This window comes from Micromonospora sp. NPDC049114 (assembly GCF_040648635.1).
Taxonomy (GTDB): Bacteria; Actinomycetota; Actinomycetes; order Mycobacteriales; family Micromonosporaceae; genus Micromonospora.
On sequence record NZ_JBEZEA010000002.1, the window covers coordinates 956,791 to 975,225 of the forward strand.

Below are 18,435 nucleotides of genomic sequence, written 5' to 3' on the forward strand. Positions count from 1 at the left end.
GCCCTCGCCGGCGACCTCGTCACCGGCAGTCGAAAACCAGCTCGGCGAGGCTGGCCAGCACCGCACGGTTCGCGCTCGCCGGGCCGGCGAGGGACAGCAGGGCGTTCATCAGCGGGCTCTTCGTCCCGACCGACAGGCCGTTCGCCGCGCCCAGGACCCGGTCGGCAGGTACCGGCTCGCCGCGCAGCGCCGTCTGGGCGTAACCGAGGACCGCCGCCAGCGCCACATCGGAGCGATCCGGGTTCGCCAGGCCGAGATGGAGCTCCGGCAGGGCCCCGCGGACGGCATCACCGGCACCGAGCAGGTCGAGCAGTATCCGGTCGCGCGCCGCCGCGTCCGGCTCGGCCAGGAACGCTGCCGCGGCGTCCCCGTGACCCGCGGCCCGGAGCGTGGTCAGGGCGTCGTGAGCCGGACCGGCGTGCGTGTCGACTGTCGGTACGCCGGTCAGCCCACCCGACGTCGCGTCCAGCTCGGGCGCGCTCTGAAGCATCGGCACGGGCGGGCGCTGCACCTCGGGGAGCGGGCTGAGCCACTGCACCCCCTGCCGCCCCGGCTCGACCGGAAGGCGCTCGATGAGGTCGAGACCGGCCCGCGCGACGGCCTCGGGGACCGGCACGCCTGGTACGCCGACAACTATCGACGCGTTCCCACCGTCGGAACCCGAGCGGACCCGTGTGGCGAGTTCCGGATCGGGCGACCCGGCGGGCCGTGCCCACACCCGCTGCGGCAGGTCTTCCAGCACCCAGCCCTCGGGCAGCTCGAACAGCCCGGAGCGGCTGCCCTGCCGGAGCCCGTACGGCGGCGGGGTCTCCTGGGTGGCCGGGCGGACGAGCCAGTGTTCCGCCCAGCGCTGCAGGGTCGGCGTACCGTCCGCGGTGACCGGCACCGCCCGGCGTGCCTGCCGCGCGTCGGTCGGCCGCTCGGTGTACGCGACAGTGACGCCGTAGCGGTTGCCCAGCGTCCTGAGCACCGCCTCGGGCACCGTCGGGGCATGCACGACGATCTTGGCGCGCTGTGCGGGGTCGGTGACCCGGCCGGTGACCTCGGTGAGGAAGCCGGCGACGTCGGCGCCGGGAGCCACGATGACACGCTGCTCCCCCGGGATCGGGACGAAGGAGTCCGCGACCATGGCCATCCCGTTCACCGGCGGGGCGCCCGGCTGGCGTAGCAACAGGCCCGAACCGACAGCCGCGGAACCGCCGGGCAGCGTCGCGGCCGCGTCGAGCAGCGCCTTACGCAGGGCGGCCGGGCTGAGCAGGTCGTGGTTCGGCAGCTCGATGCCCACCCGTTCTGCGAGATCCCGCAGGCCGGTCTCGGTCGCGGCGGCCTCGCCCTGGCTCGTCGCGCCTCGAAAGAGCCTGTCGTAGCGGGTCAGCCATTCGTACGCGAAGGCGACCGACAGCGTCGCGACGACGCTCGACGGCAACGCGTCGCGGGTGGCCAGCAGGCCCTCGAAGGCACGTTCGGCGTGATGCAGCTCGGCGCCGACCTGCGCGTGGTGCAGGAGGCGTGCGGGCACCGACTGGGCGAGGTCTGCCGTACGCTCCGCCAACTCGGCGACTGCCGCCGCGACCGCGATCTCGGTGTTGCCGCCCCGCTCGGCGCGGGCTCGGGCCGCGGTGCCCGCCTCGCGCAGCACCGCCTCGATCTCGCCGGCTATGCGATCGCGGACGTCGGCCGGGACCTCCCGGCCGTCGCGGTGCAGCGCCGCCGACACCCCGGCGCGTACGGCTTCGAGGATCGGTGCCGCCGCACTGTCGTACGCGGTCCCGGGTGTCCCCGCCGACTCGGGCAGTGCCGGGGCGCTCGGGTCGGCGTCGGCCGTCGCGGCGCGGGCGCCGTACTCGCGCAGCTTCTCGTCGTCGAAATAGCGCGCGATATCGCGCTCGATCTCGGCGGCGACGGTGTCCCAGTGTGCGCCCTGACTCTTCGCGAACGGGTCGAGCTGCTCCTTCACCGTCGCACGCAGCTTCGCCCCGGCGGCGGCGAGGAACTCCTCCCGGGCCATCGTGTAGGCCGACTCCGGCAGCGGATCCCGGCCGGATTCCGCGGACACCACCCTGTGGTTCGCAGCTGCGGCGTCCAACGCGGCGTCGTGCCGGTGCGACTGCAGGTGCACGAAGGCTTCCTGGCGGATGCTGGTGCGCAGGTGCTCGTACTGGTGGCCCCACTGGGCCTCGGCGTCGACGAAGAGCGCGTCGTACCCGCGCACACCCGCCGTGACCGCTGGGCCGAACACCTCCTCGAACCACCGCCGGCCGGTGGTGACGAAGTCCGCCCGGAACGCGTCGAGCACTCCCGGGCGCAGCCCGTCGAGCGTCGCCACGCCGGTGCGCTCGGTTTCCGCCACGGCATGAGCGAGCACGGTGTCGAAGTCAGCGACCAGGTCCGGGCGGTGCCGCTCGGCCAGCCGGGCCGTCTCCAGACGCTGGGCGTACTGCGCCTGCAGGGAACTCGCCTCCTGCTGCCAGCGCTTCGCCCGCTCGGCGTCGGTGAGCGCCGCGATCTCGTCCACCGGGTGCAGCAGCGCGTCCAGTCGCTCCTGGAACGCCTGGCGCTGGAGGTCCTCCAAGCCGTAGAAGTGATTCCCGCGCAGGGCGAGTTGCTCGGCGGCGAACCGCTCGCCGAGGGCGCGCAGGGACACCTCCGACAGGTCCAGATTCAACGCGTCCGTGGTGCCCGCGCCTACCAGTCGGTGGAACTGTTCCGCAGCGCTCTGCGCCGCCATCCAGGCCTTACGCGCCAGGATCACGTCAGCCTTGATGCTCGTGAACTGCCGGTCCTCGTACGCCTCCCACACCGCTTCGCGGCCGCCGTCCTCGGCGAAGCGTGCGTCGTCGCCCTGGTACCGGATGACGTCGTGGTGGTGCAGGACATCCGCGATGACTGTGCGGCGCATGCCATCCAGCACGCTTGTGGGCAGGTCCAAGCCGTAGTCGTAGTCCACCACGCCCACCGCACGGGTCAGGAGGTCGTCGGCCATCTCGGCCGCCTCAAGTTCCCGGGCGAATCGCGCCGGATCGCCGATCCACCGGTCCCGCAACAGGTCCCGGACCGCGGACGGGAGCGACTCCGGGTCCCGCAGCGCGTCCAGCGTGACAGTGAACTCCGCGTCGGCGACGGTCACGACCGGCTCGTCCACGTCGACGGTCGCGGTCGGCACGCCCTCGGTGACGGCCTGCGCGATGATCTGCGGCAGAGCGGATGCCACGGCGGCGACGTGCGGGCGCCACGAGTCGGCCTCCGGTTTGTCGCGCCAGGCGTCGACGATGCGGGCGTCGTATTCGGCTCGGACGGCGTCCACGTCGAAGCGCGCCTCAGGATTGGCCGTACGGAACTCCGCCACCCCGGCCCGGAATCGGCTGTCCGGGTCGAGGCCGGCCGCGTGCAGGTCGCGCTCAGCCGCGGCGGCAGCGAGGTTCCGGTCCTCAATGTTCTGCTCGGCCCGCTCGACAGGCGTCGGTGAATCCGTCCCGCCGCGTGGCAGATCGTCGGACACGTCAGCACGACTCGCAGTCGGCGGCGTGGCGTTCGGGTCGCGGGGCTGCGGTTTCGCCATGAGAAGGCCCTCGCCCGGCCCCTCCGGCAGGATGCTCTCGGGCCGGGTCTGCTTGCCGGGCAGCGGCTTGACGTCCTCCGCGTTCAGCCGTGCGGTGAGGTCGTCCATCACCTTGCCGAAGGCGCCCCGGTTCACCTCGGTCTGCTGGATCGCCCGCGCAGCCAGTTCGTCGGCGTGCTGCTTCGCCGTGATTTCGGAAACCTTCTCCGCGATCTCCAGGTGAACCTGGCCGGCCGCGTCGGGGTCGCCCGAGCGGTACGCCTCCGCCAGCCTGCTCCGGGCGCTGTTCACGAAGTCATCGGCGAGGTTGTAGCCGTTCGGCATCGTGAGGTCGGCGAGCCGGTCGCCCAGGCCCTTCGTCTCCTGCGCCGACATGAGCTCAGCGCGGAAGCCCGCCCGAGCCAGCTCACGCAGCTCGGCGTCACCGCCGACGAGGTCCTGGGTACGCACCTTGTTCGGTGTGAGGTCGTAGCGGCCGTACATCTCCTCGACCAGCGTCCTGCGCGCCGCGGCGGCGCTGGTGTCGTCCAGCAACGACGATCCCCACCGGTCCTCGATGGTCTTCAGCAGCTGCGTGGTGGCGGCGTCGTCGAGCCCCGCGTCCTCGGCCAGCCCCTTGCCGAAGGTTTGCAGCGAGCCGAGCCTCTCACCGTTGGTCGGCACCGTGGGCAGCACCGGAGGCTCGGGCACGTCTGCCGGCGGCGTCAACTCCTGCACCTGCCGCTGGTGCTCCTCGTCCCGCGCCCGGATCTCCGGGTCGGTGATCTCGTCGGTGCGGCCCATGCGGTCCGAGACGGACGGCTCGGGCCGCGGACCGGGCGAGGGCTTGAGCGTGGTGCCGGCGTGCAACTCGGGCAGCACGTCCCGGCGGAACGCCTCCCGCAGGGTTGCCAGGGCCTCGAGTTCTTCCGGCGTACGCGTCGCCGCAGGCGTCGGCGTGGGCTCCACCGGTTCGACCTTCGCTGCCGATGCGGGCCGCTCGCTGGGCTTCCCCAGCGCCTCGAGCCGGCCTTCGAGATCCTCTTGCTCCTGGTCCTGGATCCGGGTCGCACGCTGGTCCGCGACGGTCCGCGCTTCGTCCAGCGGGTCGGTGACCTCCCTGATTGCGGCCTCGTCCCCCTGCCGCAACCCGAGCGTCAGCCGCTCCCGCGCTGCGTCGTCGAACGGCAGCCCGAAACGCCGGAAGTCGTCGTCGAGCAGCCGCACATAGCGGTCGATGAGGTGGTTGCCCTCGGCGAGCTGCTCCAGTTCGTCGCCGTACACCTGCCGCGCGTTGCCGCCACCGACGCCACCGTCGATGTCGCGCGCGGCGAGCGTCGCCGCACGATCCGGGTCCATTCCCGCCCGTACGGCGGTGTTCTCCAGCAGCGTCCGCTTCGCCTCGTCCAACGACAGGGTTTCGCGGTAGCGCGCCTGGATGTCCGCGCGGATCTGGGTGATCTCAGCGGGCGACAGTCCGGCCTTGGCACCGAGGTCATCGGCCGAGGCCAGCAGCTCGTCGAACTCCCGCTGATGCGGTGGCGTCTCGAGCTGGAGCTCCGGTTCACCGCCCTGCGGGTCCCGCTGGTACTGCGCCCACTCCTTCTCGGAGGCCACGATATCGTCGTGTCGCTGCCGCGCCGGCGGTTCGACTCGCGTCGGCTCTGCAGGCGAGCGGAGGTTCATGGCCTTCGCCGGGCTCGCGCCATCGGCGGCGCCGACACGATACGTGAGTTCGGCGAGCGGTCCCTCGCGGAAGTCCTGGGTGAATTTCTGTTGGGCGGCCTTCTCGGCGGCGGCGTCCGAGGCGGCGATGGCCTCCCGGTCCGCGCGCCACTGAGTGAGTTCCTTCACCCGGCGCTCCAGGTTCTCCATGGCATTGTCGTGCGTCGCCTTCGCCGTGGTCGTCCGGACCTCGATGGCGCGGTCGAGGTCACCGCTGATCTTGGCTGATGCCGCTTCGTCGCCGGCCCGCAGTGCCTGGGTCAGCTCCCTACGGGGGCCCTGCGTCATCGTGACGCCGAGGTCCTCGGCCCGTCCGACACGCAGGTTGACCAGACGCTCGATCATCCGGTTGTCATCCGCGAACGCCCTGATCTCGGCTCGGAACTCGGCGCGGGACACCTGCGCGGTGGCGGTGTTCGGTGATGTCGCACGCTCGGCGAAGCCGCGGGCCACGCTCGGGTCCATCCCCGCCCGTACGCCGATGTCCTTGATCAGCTCACGGGTCGCGGCCGCATCGGCGCCCTTGTCCAGCACACTGTCGCCGTACTTGGCTTTCAGGTTCGTCAGCAGTTCGTCGATCTCCTTCCGTGGCAACCCGGCCGCTTCGCCGAAATCTTCGACGAGCGCTCGCTGCCTTTCCGTGCCGGTCGGCACAGCCGGGAACTCCGGCAACTCGGGTTCCTTCGGCGCGGTCTTCGGGACCTGGAGCTCCTCGCTTCGCAACGCCTTGAACGCGTCCGGGTGCGACATCGAACTCCGGCCGGCGCCCAGCGCCTCCAGACGCTGCTCCAACCCACTGATCGACGCCGAATCCGATCCCTTCGACCCCTTCGAGCCAGGCCCACCCAACGCCTCGAACCGCTCCTCCAACGACCTGCCCTGCCCGGCATCGACACGCGCAGTCGCCGACGACTCCGACACCGGGGACTCCGACATCGACCGACGGGGCGGTGTCGCGGTCGGAACCTCGGCCGCGTCGGGCCGCGACGACGGCCCGACCGGACGACCCGTCGGCGTCTCGACGTCGGCAGGTCGGGGTGCGCTGCCGTGCGGGCCGGAGCCGGCGCGTCCGGCCGGCGTCCTCGCATCGGCCGGACGCGCCGCGCTGGCGTCCGGACCGGAGTCGACGGGCCGCACCGTGGACGAACCGACGTCGGTGGAGCGCTGCGGGCTGCCCGTGCGCGGCGATGCCGCGGTCGACGTCAGGTCCGTGCTGCTGCGCGGGGTGGTGGAGGCCTCCGCCGGCCGCGGCGCATCGGTGCCGGCGGGAATGTCGCGGGTTGGAACGACCTCGCCGGGCCGCGCGGTGCCGGGAGCGGACGTGCCGGCCTCGCGCGGCGGCGCAATCCCGTGCCCGGCATTCACGCCCGCGGTGTTACCGGGGGTCGACGACGACACCGCGTCGCGGACCGGGGCCGGGCCTCGACCGGGATCGTGTACGGGGGCGTCCGGGAACCGGCCCGGCGTGGCCGACGGCAGGTGCTCGGCACCCACCACGCGCGCGGGCGGCGCGGTGACGTGGGTGCCGGCGGGCAGGTCCGGGAGCGCACCGGGGCGCATCGCCGGCGGCAGGTTGACGCCGTGCGGCACAGCCGCGGGGCCGCTCGTCGTCGTGTAGTGCAGTCCGCGGTTCTGCCCGGTTGCCGCACCTTCGGCAGTCGACCCGCCGCGCGCCGCGTTCGCGCCGGCCGCCGCCTCATGCTCCGGCACCGCTGGCGGCGTGGCGTTGACCGCGCCGGACCGGGGTGCCGCGCCCGCGGGCACGTTCTCGCCCAGATGCGGCGGCGTGAGGGTCGTACCGGCGGCATCCGGACGGCCGGTGGCCGGATTGACGACGTTCCCGCCTGTCGACGTGGCGGGCACGTCGGTCACGGCCTCCCGGCCGCCCGCGAAGCCCGTCGCGCGGTTGTCCGGCGTGACGGTACGGCCCGGCCCGTGCGTGTTGACTGACGAGGCGGCGACGTCGGCGCCCGCGAAGCCCGTCTTCGGCTGCGGCGTCGCGGTCAGGTCGCCGTGGCCGGAGATGGTGAGGTCGACACTGCCGGGGCGGGACGGCTGGGGCGTGAGCGGCGAGACCTGCCCCAGGTCCACACTGCCGCGGCCGCCCACCGAGGCGAGCGGGGGGACCTCGCCACCTGTGGAGACTCGCGGCGGCTGCCGGTCCAGGTTGGCGCCGCGATCGAGGTTGGCAACCGGCGGGGTGTCGGCTCCCGACACCGTGGGCGGCCGACTTGCGACGGTGCCGGGCGGGGCGGTCTGCACCTCGAAGGTGCCGGCCTTCCCCGGACCGGGCGGCGCGGTGATGGTCTTGCCTGGAGTGGCGCCACCGGGCGCGGCGGTGGTGGTCTGCGGCATCGGCGTCGCCGGGGTGGTGATGGTCTCCCCGGTGCGGGGGGCGGCCTGCGGGTTGGCGTGCTCGACCGTACGCCCGGCGCTGCCCACCGACCCTGCGCCGGAGTGGACCCGCTGGTCCCCCACGCCGGTGACGGGGGCGCCACGGCCGGCGCCGGGGACGACCGGAGGGGCGATGGTGGTAGCGCTCGCGCCAACCCCGTCGATGCTCACCGCGCTGCTGTCCACAGTGGTGTTCGAGTAGGGCTTCGGCCCGGTGACCAGCGTGCCGTTCGTGGTCACGTCGGTGCTGGAACCGCCCTTGGGTGTGGGTGCGGGACTGGGGATCGGACCGGGCTTGGCGCCGGTGGCCGAGCCCTTGACCGGCACGTTGTTGACGCCCCGGATGGAGAACAGACCGCCCATGACACCGGCGATGACGGTGCTGATCGCGATGCTGGCGGTGTACTCGGCGGGCACGCCCATGATGCTGGAGACCACCGCCGTCGTGCCGAACTCCATGGCGACCTGCAGCGAGCCCCAGACGAGCATGCCGATGGCGACGTCGATGACCGCGGTGACGATCTTGCCCATGACCTGGCTCATCGCGGTGAGCAGGCCGGCCAGCAGGCGGCCGAGGGCCGCGAGCATGGGGCCGAGGACGGCGCCGAGGCCCATGGTCAGGATGCCCAGAATGGCCAGCACGATCTCGATGATCGTACGGGCCTTCTCCTTGTCGATCTGCTCCTGAACCTTGTCCGCGTACTCGTCGAGGAACTTCGCGAACTCGTGTGCCGCGTCTTTCATCTTGCGCAGCTTGAGGTCGACGATGTTCGTCGCGATGTCCGCGGACAGGCTGGCGAATCCGGTCCACTTGACGTCGTTGTAGGCGGCCAGCACGTTGTCGCCGAGGAGTTCCAGACGGTCGCCCTCGGCCCGCCAGTCGTTCGCGAGCTGGCGCAGCGCCGCGGGATCCGGACGTCCGTCCTTCGAATCGCCCACGGATCAGCTCTGCTCCGGCTTGTGCCACGGGTAGGGGTTGGCCGAGTAGTCCGCCTTGATCGGGTCGAGGGTGGTGTCGTCGCTCGGCGGCGGCGCGCTGTCGCCGGTGCTCTCAGCCTCCTGCCGCATCTGGGCGCAGAAGGCGTCCCACATGTCGGTGACGGAGTGCTCGGCGTTGTTGTAGTTCGCGGCTGCGACGACGACCCCGGAGCGCACCTTGTCGAGCAGGCCCGGCGTCTCGACTGTCTGCCCGTCGGCGCTCGGCACGCCGAACAGCCGCTCCTGGATGTCCTTGAGCCGGGCGTTGAACTCGTCAGCGGCCTCGGCGCTGTCGCCGATCCAGCCGAGCTTGAGGCTCTCCCAGGTCTTGCCGACGGCGTCCCAGTGCTCGACGAGGTTGGTCATGACGACCTTCATGTGCTGCGCGGCGTACCGATGCATCGTCTGCGGTGACACGTTGATCTCGGTCGACGTCAGGTTGTAATCGGCCAACTCGTCACCCCTGCTGCGTTCCTGGTCCACCCCGTCGCCGAGACGCTAGCCGCGCATGCGGCCAGTCTTCGAGACCCCACTTCGGGGACGTTGAACCTGTCCGCACCCGCGCGCAACAGTGCGGTATGGAAACCAACGCCGTGCCCGTCGATCTCACGCAGACCTGGCGGGAGGCCCGCAGCGTCGACGGCAAGGACTCCTCGATCGTCTTCACGCCGCCGAAGTCGGACGGAAAGGGCGGCTACGTCGACTCCGAGGGCAACCCGGTCGACCAGTACGGCCGCGACATCCCGCAGTCCGACGGCAAGGGTGGATGGGTCAACAGCGACGGCGAGCCCGTCACCGAGGAGGGCGCTCCGCTGCCGGCCGCCGACGGCTCGGTGCCCGAGCCGGACCTCAGCGACTGGCAGGTCAGCACCGGCGATATCCACGACGCCGAGAACAGGATCCTCAAGCTGACGCAGACCGAGATCGACGAGTTCGAGAAGTTCCGCGACAGCGTCATGCAGCGGGCCAGTTGGATCTTCTACGCCCCGAGCTATGCGGCCACCCAGGTCTCCAAACACGCCGGTGACCCCATCGGGGGCAACCACTACGCCGCGTGGTCGGCCGGCCCGGACGAGTACTACCCGAGCGTCAAGGACCCGCACCCCGAGCAGACCGAGCAGATCCAGTACAACCAGTACCAGCTGCTACAGGGCGTCGGTGGCGTGCTCGAGCTGGTCGGCCAGTACGTCGCCAAGCTCAACAACACCGCCCAGATCTACGCCGCGGCCGACATCAACTCCGCACCGCCCACGGACTGACCCGCTCGGCAGCACTTTTCTGCGGCCGGCGTGAACCGCGACCCGACATCGTCCGTCTTAGGGCGGCCGCGCGACAGCGCGGGCGTAGCCGAGTCGAAGGAGCCCGGGGTGTTCGAAGTCGCCGTCGTGTCGGAGCAGCCCGTTTCCCTGGCCGGCCTGGAGAAGCTCGCGTCCGACGCCGCCGACATGCGCGTCACCGCCGCTGTCGCGACGGTCGAGGAGCTCCTGGAGATGGCGGGGCACTACGACGTTGTGGTCCTGGACCTGCCGGAGTACGCCGACGCCGCAGAGATCTCCCTGGCCGCGTCGCTGGGCTCACCGCTGGTCAGCGCCGGCTGGCGGCGCACCGGCCTCTTGACAGCGGTACGCGCCGGAGCACGCGGCTGCGTCGGCCACCGCACCGAGCAGCGGGACATCCGCGAGGCGTTGCACGTCATCGCGGGTGGTGGGTTCTACGTCTGCCCGCGGCTGGTCGGCCGCTTCCAGGAGGAGCTGGCCCGCGGCGGTGGCGAGGAGACGAGTGGCCTGGCGCCACGCGAGATCGAGACGCTGCGCCTGATCGCCGCCGGCTTCACGCACGCGCAGATCGCCACGCGCATGGGGCTGTCACCGGCGACAGTCAACACGTACGCGAAGCGGATTCGCGCGAAGCTCAACGTCAGCAACAAGGCCGAGTTGACGCGTGCGGCGATCGAGCTGGGCCATTACCAACAGAAGCAACCCCTGAGCCGGGCCGCCGCCTGAACGCCTGCCGCAGTCACGGGCGTCGAGCGCCTTCGTCGGCCGACTGACGGCACTCGTCGTCCGCGCGCTGTCATCGCCGCGGTCGCCACCGACCGAAGCCGAGCCAACGGACCTCCGTACTCGCCCGCCGGTGGCGGGCGGGACGAAGGACCGGCCGTTGATCGGTTTCCCTGCCGCTCGTACGGGTACCGCCGCTGGTCAGGACCGAGGAAGGGGAGGCCCATGACCGAGCGGGAAGAACGGCGTGACGGGGAGCAGCCCGGGGTGCCGCAGGACGAAGCGGCCCGTGACACCCGGGAGGTTCAGGACGCCCATGGCGGCAGCATGGCGCCGGGGCTGGTCGACGACACCGGTCACCCGGTGACACAGACGCCTGCCGACCGGTTGGCCGAGACCGAGGGCGCGGACTGAGGCACCGGCGTCGGGCGTGTTCTCGGGGCTGGCCGGCCGTGCTCGGCGCTCGGTCCCACCGTCGAGCACTGTACCTACTAGTAGGTACAGTGCTCGAATGAGCACTGTCGAACGACTCGTCGAGAGCACCCGGGAGCTGCTGTGGGAACGCGGCTACACCGGAACCAGTCCCAAGGCCATCCAACAGCGAGCCGGGGCCGGCCAGGGCAGCATGTACCACCATTTCTCCGGCAAGCCCGACCTGGCGCTCGCGGCAATCAGCCGCACGGCCGAGGAGATGCGGGCCAAGGCCGAGGCGCAGTTCGCCACCTCAGGCACGGCAATGGAGCGGATCACCGCCTACCTGCGGCGCGAACGGGACGTCCTCAAAGGCTGCCCCATCGGCCGCCTCACTCAGGATCCCGAAGTCATGGGCGATCCGACCTTGCGCGCCCCGGTCGACGCGACACTTTCCTGGCTACGCGAACGCCTCAGCGAGGTGCTGGCCGAGGGCCGGAACCGCGGGGAGCTTGCCGCCACCATGGATCCGACAGCCACCGCCGCGACAGTGGTGGCCGTTCTGCAGGGCGGCTACGTGCTGGCCCGCGCCGCCGACTCCACGGCACCGTTCGACCAGGCGATCACCGGTGTGCTGAACCTGCTGGCCGCGTACGTCGCGCCCGCCGGCTCGTAGCGCCGCCATCCCGGCGAGTGGCACTGGCACAGGAGCCAGGCCGGCCACCTTCATGACCCACCTGGCCAGCTGCATACCGACCTGGGAAGGCGACACCGTGTACGCCAAGCAGTACGACATCACCCTGCCCGCCGACTACGACATGCGCATCATCCGCAAACGCGTAGCCGACGGCGGCCATCTCCTCGACGACCGCGCCGGACTGGGGCTGAAGGCGTACGTCATCCGTGAACGCGGCATCAACGACTCCCCCGTCAACCAGTACGCCCCCTTCTACCTCTGGAACGACATCGGCGCCATGGCCCACTTCCTGCTCGGCGGCGGATTCCAGAACATCATCCGCGACTTCGGACGTCCGGTGGTCCGCCACTGGACCGGCGTCGCCTGCCACCCCGGCCCCGCACGCACGGCGTTCCCTCAGGCAGCCTCGCGGCGTCTCACCCCGATCCCTGCCGACTCCGATCCGGGCCGGACCGGCCTGGGGCTGGCCGCCGCGATCGACCAGGAGATCCAGGACCTTCGCGCGCTGGCCCGACACGAGGACGTACACACCGCAGCCCTTGCGATCGACCCCCAGCACTGGGAGCTGATGCGGTTCGTGCTCTGGAACGGCGCCGTCGCTCACGACGAGGCGGCCACCGAACGCTACGAGGTCCTCCACCTGTCGGCACCCGGGCTGGCGGATCTGCCCACCGGACGCAACTGGTAGGCCGAGCCACGAGGGCGCGTAACTGCCGGCCGCAGGAGTTGCGCGGCCCGCTGCTCGACGCGGTGGCGCCGGTGTTCACCGACAGCCTGCAGATCGGCTTCATCGTGGCCGCGATCGGCACCCTGATCGGTGGGTTGTTCGCCCCTTCTGGTGCTGCCCGGTCGCCGCCGGGCCGTGGCGAAGCCTGCCGCTCCCGCACCTGCGGCCCCGGAGGTCCAACCGGCGAGCCGAACAGCTCCCGGCGACCGTGACTTCCCCGTGGCCACGGTCGCCGGGCTGTCCACATCCGGGGGGAACCTCAGGATATTGGGGGCCGAAGGTCCCTCGGTTTCCGGCTTGCGGCCCCGGGTGGCCGACCACGGCTGCGCCTAACGTGGGCCCTGGCAGAGACGAGATCAGCGAAAGGACCACAGTGACCGCGGCCGTATCCGAACTCCGTACGCTCGCCGAACTCGACGACACCGAACTCGCTCGTCTGGACGCGTGGTGGCGGGCGAACAACTACCTGACCATCGGGCAGATCTACCTGCAGGGCAATCCGCTGCTGCGCGAACCCCTGTCGGCTGAGCACATCAAGCCGCGCCTGCTCGGTCACTGGGGCACCAGCCCCGGCCTGTCGCTGATCTACGCGCACGTCTCCCGGCTGATCCGGCACACCGGTCAGCAGGCGATCTACCTGGCCGGTCCGGGTCACGGCGGGCCGGCGCTGGTGGCCGCGGGCTATCTGGAAGGCACCTACAGCGAGATCTACCCGGACGTCAGCCAGGACGAGGCCGGGATGCTGCGCCTGTTCCGGCAGTTCTCCAGCCCAGGCGGTATCCCGTCGCACGTGTCGGTGACCACCCCCGGCTCCATCCACGAGGGCGGCGAGCTGGGCTACGTCCTGGTCCACGCGTTCGGCGCGGTCATGGACAACCCCGACCTGCTGGCCATCGCGGTCGTCGGCGACGGTGAGGCCGAGACCGGGCCCCTCGAGGGCTCCTGGAAGGGCGTGTCCTTCCTCAACCCCGAACGCGACGGCGCGGTCCTGCCGATCCTGCACCTCAACGACGCCAAGATCTCCGGTCCCACGGTGCTGGGTCGCAAGGACCCCGAGGAGGTACGCGCCCTGCTGCGCGGCCACGGTTACGACGTCATCGAGGTCGAGGGCTCCGACCTGCCCGGCATGCACCACCGCTTCGCCGCCGCCCTCGCCACCGCCTGGACGAGGATCCGCGACATTCAGACCGCCGCCCGTGACGGTTCCTGGGACGGCACCCGCCCGGTCTGGCCGCTGATCGTCCTACGGTCGCCGAAGGGCTGGACCGGGCCGGACTCCGTCGACGGGATCACCGTCACCGGAACGTGGCGGTCCCACCAGGTGCCGCTGTCCGGCGTCAAGGACAACCCGGAGCATCTCGCGCTGCTCGAGCGCTGGCTCAAGTCGTACCGTCCGGAGGAGCTGTTCGATTCCGCCGGCACGCCCGTGGCGGCCATCCGGGACCAGGCGCCCGACGGCGACCTGCGGATGAGTGCCAGCCCGCACGCCAACGGCGGGGTGCTGACCCGGGATCTGGACCTGCCGGACTTCCGGGCCTACGCGATCGACGTGCCCCGGCCCGCGCAGCAGCGGGCCGAGTCGACGCGCAAGCTGGGCGAGATGATGCGCGACATCTACACCCGCAACGCCGACCGGTTCCGGTTGTTCTGCCCGGACGAGACCAACAGCAACCGGCTCGGCAGCGTCTTCGAGGTCTCCGACCGTGCCTTCATGGAGCGCGTGACACCGGAGGACGTGGCGATCAGCCGCGACGGCCGGGTCATGGAGGTGCTCAGCGAGCACAACTGCCACGGTTGGCTGGAGGGTTACAACCTGACCGGCCGGCACGGGATGTTCGCCACCTACGAGGCGTTCGCCATGGTCAGCGCCTCGCAGACCGTGCAGCACGGCAAGTGGTTGCAGGAGGCCAAGAACCTGCCGTGGCGCGAGAAGGTGCCCAGCCTCAACGTGCTGCTCACCTCGACGGCGTGGCGCAACGACCACAACGGCTTCTCCCACCAGGGGCCGGGCCTGATCCAGGTGGTGCTCACCCAGCGCGGCGACGTCGCCCGGGTCTACCTGCCACCGGACGCCAACACCCTGCTGTCGGTGGCCGACCACTGCTTCCGGTCGCGGTCGTACATCAACCTGATCGTGATCGACAAGCAGCCGCAGCTGCAGTACCTCTCCATGGACGAGGCCGTCGAACACTGTGCTCGCGGCGCGGGCGTCTGGGACTGGGCCGGCACCGACGACGGCACCAGCGACCCCGACATCGTCCTCGCCTGCGCCGGCGACGTCGTCACCATGGAGACCGTCGCGGCGGCGCAGATCCTGCGCGACAAGCTGCCCGGCCTCAAGGTCCGCGTGGTCAACGTGGTCGACCTGATGACCCTCGTCCGGCCCAAGGACCACCCGCACGGCATGAGCGAGACCCTGTTCACCGAGCTGTTCACCGACAACGTCGACGTGGTGTTCTCCTTCCACGGCTACCCCGGCGCGATCCACCAGCTCGTGCACGGCCGCCCCGACGCCGACCGGTTCCGCGTCCGCGGCTTCATCGAGCAGGGCACGACCACCACCCCGTTCGACATGACCGTGCGCAACAAGGCATCGCGGTACCACCTCGTGATGGACGCCATCAACAACGCCAAGCGCCTCCCGCGCGGTGCCGCGGACCTCAAGGCGTGGTGCCAGAGCCAGCTCGACCGCCACGAGACGTACGTGGTGGAACACCTGGAGGACATGCCCGAGGTCCGCGACTGGGCCCTCGGCGACTGGGCCGCGCGCGGCTGAGATCGACCGCCCTGGTGGGCGCACCCGCACCTGGAGGTCCCGGACGGTCCCGACCGTCCGGGACCTCCGGCCCTTAACCGCTGGTCGTCACTCGGCGACGCTGGGAGGAGACCAAGGAGGGGCCATGGCCACCACATCCCACGAAGCCTGGCGCGGGTTCCGCGGCACCGGCTGGCGCGAGACGATCGACGTCGGCGGGTTCGTCCACGACAACATCGAGCCGTACACCGGCGGGTCGGAGTTCCTGACCGGGCCGACGCCCCGTACCGAGCGGATCTGGCGGCAGCTGCAGCACATGTTCGTCGAGGAGAGTCGTCGCGGGGTCTACGACGTGGACAACCACACCCCGTCCACGATCACCTCGCACGAGCCCGGCTACCTCGACCAGGGCCATGAGCTCATCGTGGGTCTGCAGACCAGCGCCCCGCTGCGCCGCGCGATCATGCCGAACGGCGGGCTGCGGATGGTGGAGGCCGGTCTCCAGGCGTACGGCTTCACCCTCGACCCGACCGTGCACGCGATCTTCAGCCGGTACCGCAAGACGCACAACGACGGTGTCTTCGACGCCTACCCGGCCGACGTGAAGGCCGCCCGCCGCTCGCACATCATCACCGGGCTGCCGGACGCGTACGGCCGTGGTCGGATCATCGGCGACTACCGGCGCGTCGCGCTGTACGGGGTCGACCGCCTGATCGCCGAGCGCCGGGAGGTCAAGGCGTCGCTCGACACCCGGCTGTCGTCGGAGGACGTGATCCGCGACCGCGAGGAGCTTGCCGAGCAGATTCGGGCGCTGGACGAGCTGCGACTCATGGCCAGCCGGTACGGCTGTGACATCTCCGGTCCGGCGAGCACCGGCCGCGAGGCGATCCAGTGGCTGTACTTCGCCTATCTGGCGGCCACCAAGGAGCAGAACGGCGCGGCGATGTCGCTGGGCCGGACCGCCACGTTCGTCGACGCCTACCTGCAACGCGACATCGCCGAGGGCCGACTCACCGAGCGGGACGCGCAGGAACTCGTCGACGACTTCGTCATCAAGCTGCGGATCATCCGGTTCCTGCGCACGCCGGAGTACGACCAGTTGTTCTCCGGCGACCCGACCTGGGTGACCGAGGCGCTCGGCGGGATCGGCTGCGACGGCCGCCCGCTGGTCACCCGCACGAGCTTCCGCTACCTGCAGACCCTGTACAACCTGGGCCCGGCCCCGGAGCCGAACCTGACAGTGCTGTGGTCGCCGGCGCTGCCCGAGGGGTTCAAGCGGTTCTGCGCCCAGGTCTCGATCGACACGAGCGCCATCCAGTACGAGAACGACGACCTGATCCGACCGGCGTACAGCGACGACACCGCCATCGCCTGCTGCGTGTCGGCGATGCGGGTGGGCAAGGACATGCAGTTCTTCGGCGCCCGCGCCAACCTCGCCAAGGCCCTGTTGTACGCGATCAACGGCGGCCGCGACGAGATGACCGGCGAGCAGGTCTTCGTCGCCGCGCCGATCGTCGACGACGTGCTCGACTACGACGCGGTCATGACCGCGTACGACCAGACGCTCGACTGGCTGGCCGAGACGTACGTCGACGCGCTCAACGTCATCCACTACATGCACGACAAGTACGCCTACGAGCGCATCGAGATGGCCCTGCACGACTACCCCGTGCACCGCTTCCTCGCCACCGGCGTCGCCGGCCTGTCGGTAGCCGTTGACAGCCTGAGCGCCATCAGGCACGCCCACGTCAAGGTGCTGCGCGACGAGAACGGCCTGGCCGTCGACTACGCAGTGGACGGCGACTTCCCCGCCTTCGGCAACAACGACGACCGCGCCGACGCGATCGCCGTCGACCTGGTCGAACGATTCATGGCCAAGATCCGGCGGCAGCCCACCTACCGGGGCGCCGAGCCGTCGCTCTCGGTTCTCACCATCACGTCGAACGTGGTCTACGGCAGACACACCGGCAACACGCCCGACGGGCGGCGCGCGGGTGAACCGTTCGCGCCGGGCGCGAACCCGATGAACGGCCGCGACACGCACGGCATGGTCGCCGCCGCGCTGTCGGTCGCCAAGCTGCCGTACCGCAGCGCGCGCGACGGGATCTCGCTGACGATCACCGTCACCACGGACGGCCTCGGCCACGCCCGCGACGAACGGATCACCAACCTCGCCGGAGTGCTCGACGGCTACACCGACAGCGGCGGCTTCCACATGAACGTCAACGTGCTGAACAGGGCGACTCTCGAGGACGCCATGGCCCACCCGGAGAACTACCCGCAGCTGACCGTCCGGGTCTCCGGGTACGCGGTGAACTTCGTCAAACTCACCCCCGAGCAGCAACGCGACGTCATCTCCCGAACCTTCCACGGATCACTCTGATGACCGACGTCGTCACGGCGCCGCTGACCGGCTCGCTCCACTCCTTCGACATCTCCATCGGAGTGGACGGGCCGGGCACCCGGTTCGTCGCGTTCCTGGCCGGCTGCCCGCTGCGCTGCCTCTACTGCCACAGCCCCGACACCCAGTACCGCCGTTACGGCCGGCCTATCTCCGTCGACGACCTCGTCACCGAGATCCGCCGCTACGAACGCTTCCTGAAGGTCGCGCACGGCGGCGTCACAGTCAGCGGCGGCGAGCCGCTGCAACAGCCAGCCTTCACCCGCGAGGTCCTGCGCCGCTGCACGGAGATGGGGCTGCACACCGCTCTGGACACCAGCGGCCTGCTCGGCGACCGCGCCGACGACGCGCTGCTCGACGCCACCGACCTGGTACTGCTCGACATCAAGTCCGGCGACCCGGCCACGTACCGGACCGTCACCCGCACCGGGCGGCTGACGCCGACCGTACGGTTCGGGCACCGCCTGGCCGACCGTGGCACGCCGATCTGGGTCCGTTTCGTCCTCGTGCCCGGCCTCACGGACGACCCGGGCAACGTCGACGCCGTCGCGGCCATCGCAGCCGACCTGCCCACCGTCGAACGCGTCGAGGTGCTGCCCTTTCACCGGCTCGGCGCGCAGAAGTACGCCGCCCTCGGCCTGCCGTTCCCGCTGGCGGACATGCCGCCGCCGGATGAGGCGCTGCTGCGTCGAGTCCGTGGCCAGTTCGAGGAACACGGGCTGACCGCGTACTGACCGCCACCCCTCGGGCGAGCGTGGGACAGGCCGATCAGTCGGACGGGCTCTCCCCGGTGAGCCTGTGGACGGCAC

At 71.0% G+C, this 18,435-nt stretch carries 10 protein-coding genes; 8 read left to right on the forward strand and 2 right to left on the reverse strand.

Going from position 1 to position 18,435, the window contains the following annotated elements; translation table 11 throughout:
• Positions 1–19: 19 nt before the first annotated feature.
• Entirely contained in the window at positions 20–8,596 is an 8,577-nt protein-coding gene (locus tag AB0B39_RS11750; RefSeq protein WP_357574265.1) for a hypothetical protein, read from the reverse strand.
• A 3-nt stretch (positions 8,597–8,599) separates the two neighbouring features.
• Entirely contained in the window at positions 8,600–9,118 is a 519-nt protein-coding gene (locus AB0B39_RS11755) for a hypothetical protein (RefSeq protein ID WP_357574266.1), read from the reverse strand.
• A gap of 95 nt (positions 9,119–9,213) precedes the next feature.
• On the opposite strand from AB0B39_RS11755, the gene AB0B39_RS11760 reads away from it, so the two are divergent.
• From AB0B39_RS11760 to pflA, 8 genes are all read left to right on the forward strand, one after another.
• Complete coding sequence (locus AB0B39_RS11760; protein WP_357574267.1) at positions 9,214–9,894, forward strand: hypothetical protein; 681 nt, start codon at positions 9,214–9,216, stop codon at positions 9,892–9,894.
• 108 nt (positions 9,895–10,002) lie between these two features.
• Positions 10,003–10,638: a response regulator transcription factor gene (locus AB0B39_RS11765; RefSeq protein WP_357574268.1), complete on the forward strand. Its 636-nt coding sequence runs from the start codon at positions 10,003–10,005 to the stop codon at positions 10,636–10,638.
• Between the two features lie 222 nt (positions 10,639–10,860).
• Entirely contained in the window at positions 10,861–11,049 is a 189-nt protein-coding gene (locus AB0B39_RS11770) for a hypothetical protein (protein ID WP_357493031.1), read from the forward strand.
• A gap of 97 nt (positions 11,050–11,146) precedes the next feature.
• Positions 11,147–11,722: a TetR/AcrR family transcriptional regulator gene (locus tag AB0B39_RS11775; RefSeq protein ID WP_357493033.1), complete on the forward strand. Its 576-nt coding sequence runs from the start codon at positions 11,147–11,149 to the stop codon at positions 11,720–11,722.
• Positions 11,723–11,774: 52 nt separating this feature from the next.
• A complete protein-coding gene (locus AB0B39_RS11780; protein WP_357493035.1) occupies positions 11,775–12,431 on the forward strand; it encodes a DUF4865 family protein in 657 nt (218 codons plus the stop codon).
• Positions 12,432–12,843: 412 nt separating this feature from the next.
• The gene (locus tag AB0B39_RS11785; RefSeq protein WP_357574269.1) at positions 12,844–15,246 is read left to right on the forward strand and encodes a phosphoketolase family protein; all 2,403 of its coding nucleotides are present in this window, start codon (positions 12,844–12,846) and stop codon (positions 15,244–15,246) included.
• A gap of 124 nt (positions 15,247–15,370) precedes the next feature.
• Positions 15,371–17,608 carry a formate C-acetyltransferase gene (gene pflB / locus AB0B39_RS11790; RefSeq protein WP_357574270.1) on the forward strand — a complete coding sequence of 746 codons (2,238 nt, stop codon included), beginning with the start codon at positions 15,371–15,373 and terminating at the stop codon, positions 17,606–17,608.
• On the forward strand, positions 17,608–18,360 hold the full coding sequence (gene pflA / locus AB0B39_RS11795; RefSeq protein ID WP_357574271.1) for a pyruvate formate-lyase-activating protein: 753 nt from the start codon (positions 17,608–17,610) through the stop codon (positions 18,358–18,360). The genes pflB and pflA overlap by 1 nt, the downstream gene beginning before the upstream one ends.
• Positions 18,361–18,435: the final 75 nt, after the last annotated feature.

Bases quoted from the DNA above. Each gene is read 5' to 3' on its own strand.
- pflA (WP_357574271.1), top strand. From the start codon at position 17,608: ATGACCGACGTCGTCACGGCGCCGCTGACCGGCTCGCTCCACTCCTTC.
- AB0B39_RS11760 (WP_357574267.1), top strand. From the start codon at position 9,214: ATGGAAACCAACGCCGTGCCCGTCGATCTCACGCAGACCTGGCGGGAG.
- AB0B39_RS11775 (WP_357493033.1), top strand. From the start codon at position 11,147: ATGAGCACTGTCGAACGACTCGTCGAGAGCACCCGGGAGCTGCTGTGG.
- AB0B39_RS11770 (WP_357493031.1), top strand. From the start codon at position 10,861: ATGACCGAGCGGGAAGAACGGCGTGACGGGGAGCAGCCCGGGGTGCCG.
- pflB (WP_357574270.1), top strand. From the start codon at position 15,371: ATGGCCACCACATCCCACGAAGCCTGGCGCGGGTTCCGCGGCACCGGC.
- AB0B39_RS11780 (WP_357493035.1), top strand. From the start codon at position 11,775: ATGACCCACCTGGCCAGCTGCATACCGACCTGGGAAGGCGACACCGTG.